General features: G+C 64.6%; 16 protein-coding genes. 10 read left to right on the forward strand and 6 right to left on the reverse strand.

Going from position 1 to position 16,482, the window contains the following annotated elements; all coding sequences use genetic code 11:
* Positions 1–4: 4 nt before the first annotated feature.
* Positions 5–1,072 carry a heat-inducible transcriptional repressor HrcA gene (hrcA, locus tag KTJ87_RS14115; RefSeq protein WP_267140021.1) on the forward strand — a complete coding sequence of 356 codons (1,068 nt, stop codon included), beginning with the start codon at positions 5–7 and terminating at the stop codon, positions 1,070–1,072.
* A gap of 3 nt (positions 1,073–1,075) precedes the next feature.
* Positions 1,076–1,636, forward strand: a complete 561-nt coding sequence (locus KTJ87_RS14120) for a nucleotide exchange factor GrpE (RefSeq protein WP_267139785.1) — start codon at positions 1,076–1,078, stop codon at positions 1,634–1,636.
* 39 nt (positions 1,637–1,675) lie between these two features.
* On the opposite strand, the gene mutS is transcribed toward KTJ87_RS14120, so the two are convergent.
* Positions 1,676–4,300: a DNA mismatch repair protein MutS gene (gene mutS / locus KTJ87_RS14125; RefSeq protein ID WP_267140022.1), complete on the reverse strand. Its 2,625-nt coding sequence runs from the start codon at positions 4,298–4,300 to the stop codon at positions 1,676–1,678.
* A gap of 166 nt (positions 4,301–4,466) precedes the next feature.
* Between mutS and KTJ87_RS14130 the strand changes: the two genes are divergently transcribed.
* A complete protein-coding gene (locus KTJ87_RS14130) occupies positions 4,467–6,722 on the forward strand; it encodes an NADP-dependent malic enzyme (protein ID WP_267139786.1) in 2,256 nt (751 codons plus the stop codon).
* 59 nt (positions 6,723–6,781) lie between these two features.
* On the opposite strand, the gene msrA is transcribed toward KTJ87_RS14130, so the two are convergent.
* Positions 6,782–7,453 carry a peptide-methionine (S)-S-oxide reductase MsrA gene (msrA, locus tag KTJ87_RS14135; protein WP_267139787.1) on the reverse strand — a complete coding sequence of 224 codons (672 nt, stop codon included), beginning with the start codon at positions 7,451–7,453 and terminating at the stop codon, positions 6,782–6,784.
* Between the two features lie 139 nt (positions 7,454–7,592).
* On the opposite strand from msrA, the gene KTJ87_RS14140 reads away from it, so the two are divergent.
* From KTJ87_RS14140 to KTJ87_RS14155, 4 genes are all read left to right on the forward strand, one after another.
* Entirely contained in the window at positions 7,593–8,507 is a 915-nt protein-coding gene (locus tag KTJ87_RS14140) for a D-amino acid aminotransferase (RefSeq protein WP_267139788.1), read from the forward strand.
* Positions 8,507–9,217: a sulfotransferase-like domain-containing protein gene (locus KTJ87_RS14145; RefSeq protein WP_267139789.1), complete on the forward strand. Its 711-nt coding sequence runs from the start codon at positions 8,507–8,509 to the stop codon at positions 9,215–9,217. The genes KTJ87_RS14140 and KTJ87_RS14145 overlap by 1 nt, the downstream gene beginning before the upstream one ends.
* A gap of 259 nt (positions 9,218–9,476) precedes the next feature.
* Positions 9,477–10,448 (forward strand): Hint domain-containing protein, encoded by a 972-nt coding sequence (locus tag KTJ87_RS14150; RefSeq protein ID WP_267139790.1) that lies wholly within the window; start codon positions 9,477–9,479, stop codon positions 10,446–10,448.
* Positions 10,445–10,963: a toxin-activating lysine-acyltransferase gene (locus tag KTJ87_RS14155; protein ID WP_267139791.1), complete on the forward strand. Its 519-nt coding sequence runs from the start codon at positions 10,445–10,447 to the stop codon at positions 10,961–10,963. The genes KTJ87_RS14150 and KTJ87_RS14155 overlap by 4 nt, the downstream gene beginning before the upstream one ends.
* Here the strand turns inward: KTJ87_RS14155 and KTJ87_RS14160 are convergent.
* Together KTJ87_RS14160 and KTJ87_RS14165 are read right to left on the reverse strand one after the other, a co-directional pair.
* Positions 10,960–11,244: an SCP2 sterol-binding domain-containing protein gene (locus KTJ87_RS14160; protein WP_267139792.1), complete on the reverse strand. Its 285-nt coding sequence runs from the start codon at positions 11,242–11,244 to the stop codon at positions 10,960–10,962. The genes KTJ87_RS14155 and KTJ87_RS14160 overlap by 4 nt on opposite strands.
* A 3-nt stretch (positions 11,245–11,247) precedes the next feature.
* Positions 11,248–12,468 carry an argininosuccinate synthase gene (locus KTJ87_RS14165; RefSeq protein WP_267139793.1) on the reverse strand — a complete coding sequence of 407 codons (1,221 nt, stop codon included), beginning with the start codon at positions 12,466–12,468 and terminating at the stop codon, positions 11,248–11,250.
* Positions 12,469–12,582: 114 nt separating this feature from the next.
* Between KTJ87_RS14165 and KTJ87_RS14170 the strand changes: the two genes are divergently transcribed.
* Positions 12,583–13,011, forward strand: a complete 429-nt coding sequence (locus KTJ87_RS14170; protein ID WP_267139794.1) for an acyl-CoA thioesterase — start codon at positions 12,583–12,585, stop codon at positions 13,009–13,011.
* Positions 13,012–13,047: 36 nt separating this feature from the next.
* Entirely contained in the window at positions 13,048–14,295 is a 1,248-nt protein-coding gene (ilvA, locus tag KTJ87_RS14175; protein ID WP_267140023.1) for a threonine ammonia-lyase IlvA, read from the forward strand.
* Here the strand turns inward: ilvA and KTJ87_RS14180 are convergent.
* Positions 14,292–14,585, reverse strand: coding sequence for an Hpt domain-containing protein (locus tag KTJ87_RS14180; protein WP_267139795.1), 294 nt, complete (start codon positions 14,583–14,585; stop codon positions 14,292–14,294). The two genes, ilvA and KTJ87_RS14180, sit on opposite strands and share 4 nt — an antisense overlap.
* Before the next feature lie 149 nt (positions 14,586–14,734).
* Between KTJ87_RS14180 and KTJ87_RS14185 the strand changes: the two genes are divergently transcribed.
* Positions 14,735–15,988, forward strand: coding sequence for a PP2C family protein-serine/threonine phosphatase (locus KTJ87_RS14185; RefSeq protein WP_267139796.1), 1,254 nt, complete (start codon positions 14,735–14,737; stop codon positions 15,986–15,988).
* Here the strand turns inward: KTJ87_RS14185 and KTJ87_RS14190 are convergent.
* On the reverse strand, positions 15,967–16,410 hold the full coding sequence (locus KTJ87_RS14190) for an NUDIX hydrolase (protein ID WP_267139797.1): 444 nt from the start codon (positions 16,408–16,410) through the stop codon (positions 15,967–15,969). The two genes, KTJ87_RS14185 and KTJ87_RS14190, sit on opposite strands and share 22 nt — an antisense overlap.
* Between the last annotated feature and the right edge of the window lie 72 nt (positions 16,411–16,482).

Consider the following 16,482-nt stretch of genomic DNA (forward strand, 5'->3'; position numbering starts at 1 on the left):
CATGATGGAAGACCGCTCCAGAATACTTGCCGAAATGAACGACCGCAGCCGCGAGGTGTTTCGGCGCGTGGTCGAAGGCTATCTCGATTCCGGCGATCCGGTCGGGTCGCGCACCCTGACCCGCAGCATGGATCAGAAGGTGTCGGCGGCGACGATCCGCAACGTGATGCAGGATCTCGAATATCTGGGCCTGCTCGATTCGCCGCATATTTCCGCCGGGCGCATCCCGACGGAACTGGGTCTGCGCATGTTCGTCGATGGCCTTCTGGAGGTCGGAGAGCTGGACGGCGAGGATCGTCAGAAGATCGACGCCACGCTTGGCACCCGCGACAACGATCCGTCGTCGCTGTTCGACCGGATCGGATCGGCGCTGTCGGGCATGACCAAGGGCGCGAGCCTGGTGTTGTCGCCCAAGCACGAGGCGCCGATCCGCCATATCGAATTCGTCTCTCTTTCGCCCGAACGCGCGCTTGTCGTGCTGGTGTTCGCCGATGGCCATGTCGAGAACCGCGTGTTCACGCCGCCCCCGGGGCAGACCCCGTCGTCAATGCGTGAGGCGGCGAATTTCATCAATGCGCTGGCTCAGGGGCGAGAGCTGGGTGACCTGCGCGGTCTGATCGAGCGCGAGATCGCGACGCGCCGTCAGGAACTCGACGTTCTTGCCAGCGCGCTTGTCGAATCCGGTCTAGCGATCTGGCATGACGAGGGCGAACGGTCCGAGCGGCTGATCGTCCGGGGCCGGTCCAACCTTCTGGCCTCGACCGACTCCGAAGACCTTGAACGCATCCGAGAGCTGTTCGACGATCTCGAGAAAAAGCGCGATATCGCCGAGTTTCTGGAACTCACCGAGGGCGGCGAGGGCGTGCGCATCTTCATCGGCTCCGAGAACAAGCTTTTTTCACTTTCGGGTTCCTCTCTGGTGGTAAGCCCATATATGAACGCAGACCGTAAGATTATCGGTGCGGTCGGTGTGATCGGGCCAACGCGCCTCAACTATGGCCGCGTCGTGCCCATCGTCGACTACACCGCTCAGCTGGTGGGCAGACTGCTGTCGTCCGGAAACAAAGGGTAAGGAATGGCTGAACCGAAGCAGAACGAGTATGTCGACGGCGAGATCGACCTGTCCGAGGACGGTGACGATCAGATCGACATCATGGCCGATACCGACGCCGCCGACGAGATCGCGGCGCTGGAAGCAGAGCGTGACGATCTGCGCGACCGTCTGATGCGGGCGCTGGCCGATGCCGAAAATTCGCGCAAGCGGGCCGACCGCGACCGGCGCGAGGCCGAGAACTACGGCGGCTCCAAGCTCGCACGCGACATCCTGCCGGTCTACGACAACCTGAAGCGCGCGGTGCAGGCCGCCGATGACCAGCAGCGGAAGACGCCTTTGTTCGAAGGCATCGAGTTGACGATGCGAGAGATCGTGAACGTGTTCAAGAAGCACGGAATCGAGCCTGTTGCACCGCAAGTCGGTGACAAGTTCGATCCGCAGCAGCACGAAGCGATGTTCGAGGCTCCGGTCCCCGGCACCAAGGTCGGCGAGATCATTCAGGTCACGCAGGACGGTTTCATGATCCACGACCGGCTTTTGCGGCCGGCGCAGGTTGGGGTCAGCTCCAACACCGCTGGCTGATCCACGTGAAACACCGCCCCGGCCATGGTCGGGGCGCCATCACTCCCCTGCGATCCCCTTCAATTCGTAGATCAGGTCCAGCGCCTGCTTCGGCGTCAGCTCGTCGGGCAGGATGCTGGTCATCCGCTCCTCAAGCGGCGTCGGTCCCTTGCTGGCCGGGGCGGCAGGCTGCCACGCGGTCGCCATGGCCGAGAACAGGGGAAGATCGTCGATCACCGCCGCCTTCTTGCCGCCTTCGCGTTCACCCTTTTCCAGCGCATCCAGCACCACCCGCGCGCGCTCGACCACGGCGGTTGGCAGGCCTGCAAGACGCGCGACCTGCACGCCATAACTGCGATCCGCCGCGCCCTTGCGCACCTCATGCAGAAAGATCACGTCGCCTTCCCACTCCTTGACGGCGACCGTGGCATTCTCGACGCCCGCAAGACGGTCAGAAAGCCGCGTCAGTTCATGGTAATGCGTTGCGAACAGCGCGCGGCACCCGTTGACGTCGTGCAGATGCTCAAGCGTTGCCCAGGCGATCGAGAGGCCGTCGTAGGTTGCGGTGCCGCGCCCGATCTCGTCGAGGATCACCAGTGCCCGCGCGTCCGCCTGGTTCAGGATCGCCGCTGTCTCGACCATCTCGACCATGAAGGTCGATCGGCCGCGCGCCAGATCGTCCGCTGCGCCGACCCGGCTGAACAGTTGCGACACCATGCCGATATGTGCGCTGGCGGCGGGCACATAGCTGCCCATCTGTGCCAGAAGGGCGATCAGCGCGTTCTGGCGCAGGTAGGTCGATTTGCCCGCCATGTTCGGCCCGGTCAGCAGCCGGATCGCGGCGCCATCCTCTGCCCCCAGATCGCAGTCGTTCGCAACAAAGGGCGTCCCCGCCTGCCGTTTCAGCGCGCGTTCCACCACCGGGTGACGCCCGGCGACGATTTCGAAGGCGCGGCTGTCATCGACCTGCGGGCGACACCAGTTCTCGCCCGATGCAAGGTCGGCCAGCGCGGCGGCCAGGTCGATCTCTGCCAGCGCACGGGCAGCGGCGCCGATCCCGGCAGCATGTGCCACAATCTCGGCTTTCAGGGTGTCATAGAGACGCTTTTCAATCTCTTGCGCCCGGTTTCCGGCGTTCAGAATCCGCGTTTCAAGGTCCGACAGATCGACGGTGGTGAAGCGCACGGCATTTGCTGTCGTCTGGCGATGAATGAACCGCTCGTTCAACGGTGGCGACAGCATCCGCTCGGCGTGAGTGGCGGTGACTTCGATGAAATAGCCCAGCACGTTGTTGTGCTTGATCTTCAGCGCGCCGATCCCGGTGTCACGGGCATAGTCGGCCTGCATCCGTGCCACGACCCCGCGTCCCTCGTCGCGCAGGGTGCGCACCTCGTCGAGGTCGGCGTCATATCCCACCGCGATGAACCCGCCGTCACGCACCAGCATTGGGGGCTCGGCAACCAGCGCTTCGCCAAGCAACTGCAGCAGCGCCTCGTGCCCAGTCAGAGCGGCCTTGGCCTCTGCGATCATCTGCGACGCATCCGCCCCGATGCGGTCAGAGAGGAGGCCGGCCTGTGTCAGCCCCGCACGGATCGCCGCCAGGTCGCGTGGTCCGCCCCGGTCGAGCGCCAGCCGCGACAGGGCACGGTCGATGTCAGGCACCCGGCGCAGCGCCTCGCGCAGGTCGGAGCGCGTCCGCGCATCCTCGACCAGCCACGCCACCGCGTCGATCCGCCCCCGGATCACGTTCAGATCGCGTGAGGGCGACGACAGCCGCCGTTCCAGAAGCCGCGCTCCGCCCGACGTCACCGTGCGGTCGATCGCAGCGATCAGCGATCCCTCGCGCCCGCCCGAAAGCGCCTGCGTCAGCTCAAGGTTCCGCCGCGTCGCTGCGTCGATCTGAACCGTGCCGCCTGTCGCCTCTTTCACCGGCGGGCGCAGCAGCGGCAGCTTGCCCTTTTGCGTCAGGTCGAGATAGTCGGCGACCGCCCCCATCGCCGCCACTTCAGCGCGCGAAAAGCTGCCGTAGGCGTCCAGCGTTTCCACGTGAAACAGCGCTGTCAGCCGCCCCTCGGCAGAAGCGGAATCGAAACTGCCCCGCGACAGGGGCGTCAGCGCGGCCCCCAGATCAGTCACTATTTCGGCGCAGTCAGCCTCTTTCGCCTCGCTCACCAGCACCTCGCGCGGGGCAAGGCGCGCCAGTTCCGGCGACAGGCGCGACAGCGGGCAGGGCACCACGCGAAACTCGCCGGTCGAGATATCGACCCAGGCCAGCGCGCCTTCGTCGCGGACCTCGGCCCAGGCGGCGAGGAAATTGTGGCGGCGTGCTTCCAGCAGCGATTCTTCGGTCAGCGTGCCAGGCGTGACCAGCCGCACCACCCCGCGCTTCACCACAGACTTCGATCCGCGCTTCTTCGCCTCGGCGGGGTCTTCCATCTGCTCGCAGACGGCTACGCGAAACCCCTTGCGGATCAGCGTCAGCAGGTAGCCCTCGGCGGAATGCACCGGCACACCGCACATCGGGATATCCTCGCCCTGATGCTTGCCGCGTTTCGTCAGCGCGATGTCCAGCGCCCCGGCAGCCGCAACCGCGTCGTCAAAGAACATCTCGTAGAAATCGCCCATCCGGTAGAACAGCAGCGCAGCCTCGTGCTCTGCCTTGATCTCCAGATATTGCGCCATCATCGGCGTGACGGTGTCGGTTGCGACGGTCACTGTGTCCCCCGGGTGCGTTCGTGCGGTGGACCTTATCGGGGGCGCCCCGCGCGCAAAAGGCCCTCTGCCAAACGATTCGGTTGAGTGGACGCCGCCGCCTCGCTACACCTGAACGTCCGTCAGGGGAGGGACACCGATGGCCACACCGCGATTCACGCGTGAAGAAGCGCTGCGCTTTCACATGGAGCCGACGCCCGGCAAGTGGGAAGTGAACGCCACCGTGCCGATGACCAGCCAGCGCGACCTGTCGCTGGCCTATTCCCCCGGTGTCGCGGTCCCGTGCGAGGATATCGCCGCCAACCCCGAACTGGCCTACGACTACACCAACAAGGGCAATCTTGTCGCCGTGATCTCGAACGGCACCGCCGTTCTGGGCCTTGGCAACCTTGGCGCGCTAGGATCCAAGCCGGTGATGGAAGGCAAGGCGGTGCTGTTCAAACGCTTTGCCGACGTCAATTCCATCGACATCGAGCTGGACACCGAAGACCCCGACGCCTTCTGCGCGGCGGTCAAGCTGATGGGCCCGACGTTCGGCGGCATCAACCTTGAAGACATCAAGGCGCCCGAGTGCTTCATCATCGAGCAGCGCCTCAAGGAAGAGATGGACATCCCCGTCTTCCATGACGACCAGCACGGCACCGCCGTGATCTGCGCCGCCGGTCTTATCAACGCGCTGCACCTGTCGGGCAAGAAGATCGAAGATTGCAAGATCGTGCTGAACGGCGCGGGGGCCGCCGGGATCGCCTGTATCGAACTCTTGAAACGCATGGGCGCGCGGCATGACAACTGCATCGTCTGCGACACCAAGGGCGTGATCTGGCAGGGCCGCACAGAGGGCATGAACCAGTGGAAATCAGCCCATGCCATCGTGACCGAGGCGCGCACGCTGGAAGAGGCGATGAAGGATGCCGACGTCTTTCTGGGTGTTTCCGTGCGCGGCGCCGTCACGCAGGACATGGTCAAGGGCATGGCCGAGAACCCGGTGATTTTCGCCATGGCGAATCCCGACCCCGAAATCACCCCCGAAGACGCGCATGAGGTGCGGCCCGATGCCATCGTCGCCACCGGGCGCTCGGACTATCCCAACCAGGTCAACAACGTCCTGGGCTTTCCCTACCTGTTTCGCGGTGCTCTCGATATCCACGCCCGCGCGATCAACGACGAGATGAAGATCGCCTGCGCCGAGGCCTTGGCCGCTTTGGCCCGAGAGGACGTGCCGGACGAGGTCGCCATGGCCTATGGGCGCAAACTGGCCTTCGGGCGCGACTACATCATCCCCGCGCCCTTCGATCCCCGCCTGATCCACCGGATTCCCCCCGCCGTGGCGCGGGCTGGGATGGACACCGGGGTCGCCCGTCGGCCCATCGTCGACATGGACGGCTACGAACAGCGGCTTCGCGAACGGATGGACCCCACCGCGTCGATCCTTCAGTCGATCAACGCCCGCGCCAAGCAGGCGCAGGCCCGCATGATCTTTGCCGAAGGCGACGATCCCCGCGTTCTGCGCGCCGCCGTCGCCTATGTGCGCGCCGGGTTGGGGCAGGCGGTTGTCGTGGGCCGAGAGGCGGACGTGAAAGAAAAGCTGGCGACCGCCGGGCTGGCGGAGGCGCACCGCGAGATCGAGATCGTCAATGCAGCGATCTCTCCGCACATGGAGGTCTACAAGGAACAGCTTTATGCACGGATGCAGCGGCGCGGGTTCGATGCGCGCGACATCCACCGCCTTGCGACCCGTGATCGCCATGTCTTTGCGGCGCTGATGCTGGCGCGCGGGGACGGCGACGCGATGATTACTGGCGCGACCCGGAAATCGGCGCATGTGCTGGAGCTGATAAACCACGTATTCGACATCCGGCCAGAGGATGGCGCGGTCGGCGTGACTGCGATCCTGCACAAGGGGCGCATCGTGCTGATCGCCGACACTCTGGTGCATGAATGGCCGGATGAAGAGGATCTGGCCACCATCGCCACCCAAGCCGCCGCCGTCGCGCGCGACCTGGGGCTGGAGCCGCGCGTGGCCTTCGTCAGCTTTTCGACCTTCGGCTATCCAAAATCCGAGCGCGCGGAGAAAATGCACCGCGCGCCGCTGGTTCTGGACCGGCGCGGCGTCGATTTCGAGTACGAGGGCGAGATGGCGGTCGATGTGGCCCTGAACCGCGACGCGATGGCGAATTATCCGTTCCAGCGTCTGACCGGTCCGGCGAACATCCTTGTCGTGCCCGCCCGGCATTCCGCGTCGATCTCGGTCAAGCTGATGCAGGAAATGGCGGGGGCCACGGTGATCGGCCCGATCCTGTCCGGCGTCGACAAGCCGATCCAGATCTGTTCGACGGTCTCGACCGTGGGCGACATCCTGAACATGGCGCGGCTTGCGGCCTGCAAGGTGAAATAGAGACGAAAAAGGCCCCGGCGTCGTGCCGGGGCCTCTAATCTCAAAAAGTATTCAGAGCGTCAGGAAGACGATCCGACAAACGGCGCGTCATTGCCCCAAAGCGCGCGCACCCGGTCGTCGCGGCCGCAGGCGTTGCGATACAGCTTGTAGGCCGATGCCTTGGACCGTGGCCCAAAGCGGGTCAGGATCAGGTCCTCGCTCTTGTAGTAATCCTGATGATAGCTGTCAGCGGCGTAGAACGGCGCATCCTCCAGGACCGGCGTCACGATCTGCTGCCCAAGCTCGGCCTGTGCGGCGGCCTTGGCCTGCTCGGCGATCTGGCGTTCTTCAGGACCGTCCGCGAAGATCGCGGTGCGATAGCTTTCGCCACGGTCGCAGAACTGGCCGCCTGCATCGGTCGGATCGACCGAGCGAAAGAAAAGCTGCATCAGTTGCGCGTAGCTGACCACATCGGGGTCATAGCGGATCTCGGCGACCTCGTAATGCCCGGTCCCGCCGCCCGTCACCTGCTTGTAGGTCGGGTTCGCCACGGTGCCCCCGGCAAAGCCCGACACGACCTCCTGCACGCCGTTGACCTTCTCGAAATCGGCCTCGACGCACCAGAAGCAGCCGCCTGCAACCAGCGCCGTCTCGATCGGTGCGGCGTTCGTTTCGGTGGTTTGCAGGGCCAGACCGGCCGCAAGCGCGGCGATCAGGGCGGCGGGGCGGGCAAGCGATGTGCGAATGGACATTGGATCTCCTCCTCAAGGATGTTGCGCAGAGCATGGGCAGGTCTCCGGCGGCGGGCAATCCACTGCAATCGGATGTCACGCGTTGGTGACGGGCGGTTATCGCTTGGACAGGCAGAGGTCCGCGTCTAGCGTCACCGGCATGACGAATGATATCGAAGTGACTGCCCATCAGGCCGAAGACGATCCGCGCAACAATCATGTGCTGATCTATGTAGACGGTCGCGTCGTTCCGCGCGTCGATGCCGTGGTCAGCGTGTTCGATTCCGGCTTCATGCTGGGCGACGGCGTGTGGGAGGGTCTGCGGCTTCACAACGGGCGCTGGGCGTTCCTGGACGATCACATGGACCGCCTGTTCGAAGCGGCCAAGGCCATCGACCTTGACCTGAGGATGGACAGGGCAGGCGTCATCGCCGCACTGGAGGCGACGCGTGCGGCCAATGGCATGACAAGCGATGCCCATGCGCGCCTGATGGTGACGCGGGGCGTCAAGGCGCGCCCGTTCCAGCACCCGTCGCTGTCGCGCCAGGGGCCGACGATGGTCATCATCATGGAGCACTCGAGGCCCGTTCTGCCGCGCCCGATCCGGCTGGCCACCGTGCCACACTTGCGCGGGCTGCCGATGACGCAGGATCCCAAGCTGAACAGCCATTCCAAGCTGAACTGCATCCTCGCCTGCATCGCGGCCGAGAAGGCTGGCGCGGACGAGGCGCTGATGCTGGATGTCCACGGCTTCGTGAACACGACGAACAGCTGCAATTTCTTCATTGTCCGCAAGGGCGCCGTTTGGACCTCGACCGGCGATTACTGCATGAACGGGATCACGCGTCAGAAGGTGATAGACCTGTGCCACGCGAACGGAATTCCGGTGTTCGAGCGCAATTTCTCGCTGGTCGATGCCTACGGCGCGGACGAGGCGTTCCTGACAGGCACCTTCGGCGCGCAGACGCCCGTTGCGGAAATCGACGGGCGGCAGATCGGAGACGGAACGCTTGGCCCGGTCACCGCACGTATCCGCGATCTGTACAAGGCGCTGGTGGAAGCGGAGACATCCTGATGCATCTTGCCGTCTGGTCCGGTCCCCGCAACCTGTCGACCGCGTTGATGTATTCCTTCGCAGCGCGCGGCGATGTCGCGGTCTGGGACGAGCCATTCTATTCCAGCTACCTGACACGCACGGGCCTGCCGCATCCCATGCGAGACAGTATCATGGCGGCCGGGGAACCGGATGCAGGCAAGGTGATCGAGCGGCTGATCGGCCCCGTGCCGTGGGGCAAGGCGCATTTCTACCAGAAACACATGGCTCAGCACATGCTGCCGGACATCCCCCGCGACTGGATCATGGGGCTGACCAATGTCTTCCTGATCCGGCATCCCGCCCGTGTCGTCGCCAGTTTCGCCAAGAAGCGCGAGCATCCGAGTTTTGACGAGCTTGGCTTTCGCCAGCAGGCAGACTTGTTCGACCTGCTTGTCGCGGGCGGCAAGCGCCCGATCGTCGTGGATGCCGCCGATATCAAGGCGGACCCAGAGGCGGCGCTGGGCGCGCTGTGCGACCGGATCGGGCTAGCGTTCTCCGACCGCATGCTGCGCTGGCCTGCGGGCGGCCATCCCGATGACGGGGTCTGGGCGCCCGTCTGGTACGGGCAAGTGCATCAAAGCACCGGATTCGAGGCTGAAGACCGGTCGCTGCCTCCCGTCGAGGGGCTGCTTGCCGATCATGTCGCGCAGGCGATGCCCTTCTATGAAACGCTTTACGCCGCGCGCTGAAAATTTTTCTGCAGGGCGGGAACCGGGGGCGGTGCGCGAGACTTTAGTCAGTAACCGCATCGCGGTCCGCGCGCTTCTGTCCCGCACCTCATCCCACGCGCGGCGGCCCCGCTTCCCCTCCCCGGAAGCGGGGCCTTTTCATGTCTTGCTTGGTTCGAACCAGCCGCGCCTGTGGATATTTTACCTTGGGTCAACCGGAGTTTCGGGTTAACCTGCGCCAAATAACGCGCCGAAACTGGCGCATCGAGCAGGCAAGACAATGGGTTACAACCTACAAGACGTCTCCGGCAATCCGTCCGGAGGCCTGAACGCATGGGCATTTACGCTTGATCTGACCGATCCGTCAGCCTCGACGGTGACGGGTGATTTCTCGATGGTCGGGACATTTGGGGGCGTGCGCGAATCCAGCAGTCCGTATGTCTTCACGACCCTGGAAGGCGGCGCGTTCGGCACGCTTGGCTTCAACACCTCGACGGGCACCTACACCTTCACCGTAAACCGCACCGCCGTGATCCAAAGCGGAACCGACCAGATCTACCGGTTCTCGGTTCAGGGGACGGACGGCGGCACCAGCTATACCGACACGGTCACCGTCAACATCCTCATCTGTGTCACGCGCGGCACCCGGATCGAGACGGAGCGCGGCGAGGTTCCGGTCGAACTCTTGCGCATCGGGGATCTGGTGCGGACGAAGGATGGCGCGTTCGAGCCGGTGCGCTGGATTGGATCGCGCAAGGTCAGCGCCGAGGAATTGCGCCAGAGCGACACGTTGCGCCCGATCGTGATACAGGCCGAGGCGCTGGGCAAAGGGCTGCCGCGCCGGACGCTTGCGGTGTCGCCCAACCACCGCATCCTTCTGAGCGACTGGCGGGCGGAACTGCTGTTCGGAGAGCCTGAGGTGCTGGCGCCCGCAAAGGCGCTTGTGAACGACAAGACCATCCGGCGGGACAGCCGCGCGGTCACGGTCGAGTATTTCCATGTCCTGTTCGACACACACCAGATCATCCTGACCGAGGGCCTTCCGACCGAAAGCTTCCATCCCGGCGTCTATTCGATGTCGGAACTGGACGAAGAGGTGCGCGAAGAGCTTGTCCTGTTGTTCCCGCAACTGGCGCGGCCCGATGGATATGGCAAGACGGCGCGCATCGCCCTGCGCCCCTGGGAGGCTCACGTTCTGCTGGAGCAGGACAACGCGGGGGGCGCCGTGTCTTCGCTGGAACAAGTTGGATGACGGGGCTGATCGACCAGAACGGGCTTGCGCTGCCCCCGGTCGAAGCCCCGAGCGAGGAGCAGCTTCGCGTGTTCGGCGATCTTCTGTTCCTCGCCTTTCGCAGCCCGCGCCACACCCAGATGCCGCTTGGCACCCTGCGCAGCTATATCGAGCCGCCGGTGCACCTTGGACAATTCCGCATCTTCCGCTTCGACGAGGTGCCGCGCGGAATGTATACATGGGGCTGGCTGTCTGACGACGCGGCAAGGCGGCTGGTGAAGGGCATGCCACTGGCGCCCGAGGATTGGCATTCCGGCGACAACCTCTGGATCGTCGACATGATCGCGCCCTACAAGGGGCTGACCGCCAGTATCGTGCGCTGGATCATGGAACCCGGCAATTTCACCGAACATTCGTTCTTCTTCCGCCGCGTGTCCGGCGTGAACGAGACCCGGCGGATCGTGCACATCGACTTTCGCCGCCGCGCGCTGGCAAAGGTCATGACGCACGAGGCGTTTCTGCGACGCAAGGTCTAGCCCAGAAGCTGGCTCAGCTTCAGCGCCACCGACATATCGCCCGAGACCTTGATCTTGCCCATCGCGAAGGCAGTCATCGGGTTCAGGTCGCCCGCGATCAGCTTTTCGAGGTTCCCGCGCGATATGCGGATCGTGCAGGCCGCGTCTTCATCTGCCACCCGCGCGGTGTCATGGTCTACCGTGATCGCGCCGTCCTCGCCGCAATCGAACTTCACGCTCGTACCCAGCGGGCGCTTGTTGAGCCCCCGCTGAAATTTTCCGGCAATTTCGTCCAGTGTCACGGTCTACTTGCCCAACCGCCGCTTGCGCGCCGCCAACAGCTTGAGCCGCAGCGCATTGAGCTGGATAAAGCCCGCCGCGTCCTTCTGGTCGTATGCGCCTGCGTCGTCCTCGAACGTCACATGCGCCTCGGAATAAAGCGACGCATCCGACCAGCGGCCAACGGTGCGGGCCAGACCCTTGTAGAGCTTGAGCCGCACCGTGCCGGTCACATGCTCTTGGCTGCGGTCGATCAGCGCCTGCAGCATCTCGCGCTCTGGCGAGAACCAGAAGCCGTTGTAGATCAGTTCGGCGTATTTCGGCATCAGCTCGTCCTTGAGATGCGCCGCGCCGCGGTCGAGCGTGATCTGCTCGATCCCGCGATGGGCCTCAAGCAGCAGGGTGCCGCCGGGCGTCTCGTAGATGCCGCGCGATTTCATCCCGACAAACCGTCCCTCGACCAGATCGAGACGCCCGATGCCGTGCTTGCCGCCCAGTTCGTTCAGCTTGGTCAGGATCGTGGCGGGCGACATCGCCTCGCCATTGATCGATACGGCATCCCCGCGCTCGAACCCGATCTCGACGTATTCGGGGGTATCGGGCGCGTTTTCGGGGTCGGTGGTGCGCTGGTAGACGTAGGCCGGCGCATCAATAGCGGGGTCTTCCAGCACCTTGCCCTCGGACGAGGTGTGCAGAAGGTTCGCATCGACCGAGAACGGCGCTTCGCCGCGCTTGTCCTTGGCGATCGGGATCTGGTTCTTCTCGGCGAAGTCGATCAGCTTGGTCCGGCTGGTCAGGTCCCACAGCCGCCAGGGCGCGATCACCTTGATGTCGGGGTTGAGCGCATAGGCCGCCAGTTCGAACCGCACCTGATCGTTGCCCTTGCCGGTCGCGCCATGCGCCACGGCATCTGCGCCAGTCTCGGCCGCGATCTCGACCAGCCGCTTGGAAATCAAGGGGCGCGCGATGGACGTGCCCAGCAGATACAGCCCCTCATACAGCGCATTGGCGCGGAACATCGGGAACACGAAGTCGCGCACGAATTCCTCGCGCAGGTCCTCGATATAGATGCCGGTGGCGCCCATCATCTCGGCTTTGGCGCGGGCAGGTTCCAGTTCCTCGCCCTGGCCAAGGTCGGCGGTAAAGGTCACGACCTCGCACCCATACTCGGTTTGCAGCCATTTCAGGATGATCGATGTATCAAGACCGCCCGAATAGGCGAGGACGACTTTCTTGGGTGCGGACATTGGACGCTCCGGATTGTTCGCCCGGCGGCATATCGTTTGCGCGGGGGCACGGCAAGGCGGGCTTGCAGTCGGAGGCGCGGGCTGGTTGGTTTTGCAGTGCAGGGAGGGCCGGACATGGGCGAGCGGATCGAATGTTTCAGGGGCGTGGTGCATCCGTGGCACCACGACCATTTCGGCCACATGAACGTGCGCCACTACGCGCCGTTCTTCGACGACGCGAGCTATCATATGTGGACCCTACTTGGGCTGCCGTATTCCGTGATGATCCCCGAACACGGCGTTCACACCGTATCCGCGCAGGCGACGACGAACTTCATCAAGGAACTGGTCGCGGGCGATCTGATCCGCATCGACGGCTGTTGCACGCGGGTCGGATCGAAATCGGCGACGCTCCATCTGCGGATGTTCCACGCCGACACCGGCGATCTGCACGCCACCTATGATCTGGTCGAGGTGTTCTTTGATCCCGAAACGCGCAAGTCCGCCGCGATCCCCCCGGCGGTGCGCGAACGGCTCAGGGCGCATCTGGTCGCGCCCGACTAGGCTTGGCGGATGACGCGCCGCCTGCTAGCCAAGCCCATGACCGATTTCCCGCAAAAGGCGCGAGCCGCCGAAGCCGCCATGCGCGCCGTGTTCGACGCGACGCCGCTGATGCGCAACGACCATCTGTCCGGGCTGCACGGCGCTGACATCTGGCTCAAGCGCGAGGATCTGACGCCGGTGCGGTCCTACAAGATCCGCGGCGCCTTCAACGCCATGCGCAAGGTGCTGGATGCCGATCCCTCGCAGGACGTCTTTGTCTGCGCCAGTGCGGGAAACCATGCGCAGGGCGTGGCGTGGAACTGCCGCCATTTCGGAACGCGCGGCGTGATCTTCATGCCGGTGACGACGCCGCAGCAGAAGATCGACAAGACCCGGATGTTTGGCGGCGATCATGTCGAGGTGCGGCTGGTCGGTGACTATTTCGACCAGACCCTCGCCGCCGCGCAGGACCATTGCGCCGAGGTTGGCGCGCATTTCCTGTCGCCCTTCGACGATGAGGACGTGATCGAGGGACAGGCTTCGGTCGCGGTCGAGATGCTGGCGCAGATGGACGGCGCGCCCGATGTGGTGATCCTGCCCGTGGGTGGCGGCGGGTTGTCGGCGGGCGTGCTCAGCTACTTCCGCGATGTATCGCCCGAGACCGAGTTCTGGTTCGTGGAACCCGAAGGCGGCGCCAGCCTTACTGCGGCTTTGGCTGCAGGCGCGCCGGTGACGCTGCCCAAGGTCGACACCTTCGTCGATGGCGCGTCGGTCGCGCGGATCGGCGCGCGCACCTTTGCGCGGCTGTCGGGTGTGCCGCGTGAACGGGTGCTTCTGGCCCCCGAGGACCGTATCTGCGTCACCATCCTGTCGGTGCTGAACGTGGAAGGGATCGTGCTGGAACCTGCGGGCGCGCTGGCGGTCGACGTGCTCGAGGCGCTGCGCCCGCAGATCGCGGGCAAGCGGGTGGTCTGCGTGACATCGGGCGGCAATTTCGATTTCGAACGCCTGCCAGAGGTGAAGGAACGTGCGCAGCGGTTCGCGGGCCTCAAGAAATATTTCCTGCTGCGCCTGCCGCAGCGTCCCGGTGCCTTGCGCGATTTCCTCGACATGCTCGGGCCGGACGACGACATCGCCCGGTTCGAATACCTCAAGAAATCGGCGCGCAACTTCGGCACGGTCCTGATCGGGATCGAGACCAAGGACGCCGCCGCGTTCCCCGCGTTGTTCGCCAAGATGGACGCCGCAGGCTTTGCCTACCGCGACATCACGTCGGACGAGACGGTGGCGGAGTTCGTTCTCTAGGCGGCCAACAGCCCGGCCTTCGCCAGAAATTCCGCCTTCGATTGGTCATAGCAGGCGGCCAGATCGGCCACAGTGCCCGTGCCTGTGTCGCAAAGGCGCGCAAGCTCTGCAAAGCCGAGGTTGAGGGCAGAGCCCTTTAGAAAGTGAAGATCCTCGTCCGCCGCGTCCCCGGCGGACAGGAGCCGCGCCATCACTTCTTCGACTTCTTCAAGGAACAACTCGACGACTTCGGGGAACCCGTCTTCCCCGATCTCGAAGCGCAGGTCATTCACGCGCGTCCAGTCAATCATCCTGTCACCCAGCCAAAATCGCACCCCCGCGCCAGAGTGGCTGTCATCTCTTGCCTCGGGATTAACCCGGAGCGGCGATTTCGGTCGCATTCGAGGCTTCAGTTTTCATCAAGGCTTGTCCTCCAAGGCTTCCGCGTGAGGGTGAGACAATGAACCAGCCAGCCATACAGGCGGCGGTCGGCGATGCGCTGACCGTGCTCGTCGTCGATGACAGCCGACTTCAGCGCAGGCTTCTGACCGGCGCGCTGCTGCGCGAGGGTTACCGCGTGCTTGAGGCCGGAAGCGGAGAGGCGGCGCTTGCGCTATGCCGGGCCGAGCCCGTGGATATCCTGATCAGCGACTGGATGATGCCCGGCATCAGCGGCCCCGACCTGATCCATGCCTGGCGCGCCGAGACCGTGGGGCGCTATGGCTATGCGCTTCTTCTGACGTCGAAATCCGGCAAGGCAGACGTGGCCGAAGGGCTCGACAAGGGCGCGGACGATTTCCTGACCAAGCCGGTCAATGGCGGCGAACTGCGCGCGCGCCTCCGCGCCGGAGAGCGTGTCATTCGAATGGAACGGCAGTTGTCCGAAAAGAACGCGCTGCTGGCCACCACCCTGGCCGAAGCCGAGGCGCTTCATGCCGTGATCGAACGCGATCTGATCGAGGCGCGCAAATTGCAGCAATCGCTGGTGCGGCGGCGGAACCGCCGGATTGGCGCGTCTGAGGTGACGCTGTTGCTGCATCCTTCGGGCCATGTCGGCGGTGACCTTGTGGGCGTGATCGAATCGGATGGCCCCGAGATCGCGCTTTATGCCATCGACGTGTCGGGGCATGGCATCGCATCGGCCCTCATGACGGCGCGGCTGGCGGGCTATCTGTCGGGCAAGGGCGCCGATCAGAACATCGCGCTTGTGCCGGGCCCCGGCGGCACCCGCCTGCGCGCCCCGGACGAGGTGGCGGCGCGGCTCAATGACCTGATGCTGACCGAGATCGACAGCGATCTGTATTGCACCTTCATCATGGCGCGTTTTGATTTTGCATCGGCCCGGCTGTGCCTCGTGCAGGCCGGTCAACCGCATCCGATCCTGCATCGCCGGTCAGGTGTGCTGGAACGTCCGGGTGCCGGGGGTCAGCCGCTTGGCTTGTTCGACACCCCGCTTCTGGACCGAGTCGACACCACGCTGCAGGACGGAGACAGGCTGCTTCTGATTTCGGACGGGCTGTCAGAGGTCGCGGACAGGACGGGCACGCAGCTTTCCGACGCCCGGTTGGCGGCGGCGGTGCGCAGAAACCGTGCGCTGGACGGGGACAGTTTCCTGCACGCGCTGCTTTGGGATCTGGAACGCTGGTCGGGCGCAGCCGGCTTTGAAGACGACGTCTCGGCGGTGCTGTTCGACTACAGGGCCGACGCGACCTGACGCACGAAGGCGCGGTCGCCTGCATTGTCCAGCCTGTCGCACGCCACCTCGATCGGCATCCAAAGCGCGGTGTGACCGGGTTCCGTTGGCGGGCCAAGGTCACGCAACGGACGGGCAAGGTAGATGGTGCACAGCTTTTCCGCCCAGCGGTCGTACTCCGGCATGTAGGCAAAGCGGCGAAAGGCCCCCAGGCGCACCGGTTTGCCCATGGACCAGCCGGTTTCCTCGAACACCTCGCGGTGCAGGGCGGCCAGCGGCTGTTCGCCCGGATCGACGCCGCCGCCCGGAAGCTGGAACTCGTCATCGGGGTCGGCCTGATGGGTCACAAGCAGGCTGCGCCCCCGCAAAAGCACGGCATACACGCCGGGCCGGTGGGAGTAGCGTTGACCTTTCACGGGTGGCTCGCCATAGCGCCGGATCATGTAGACCCCCTTTCAGCCTCGGTTGCCGCACATATATGGCTGCGGTATGCCAATCCAGACAGCTTGAGAAGT

Origin of the sequence: Anianabacter salinae, from assembly GCF_019061145.1 — a bacterium.
Classification (GTDB): domain Bacteria; phylum Pseudomonadota; class Alphaproteobacteria; order Rhodobacterales; family Rhodobacteraceae; genus Anianibacter; species Anianibacter salinarum.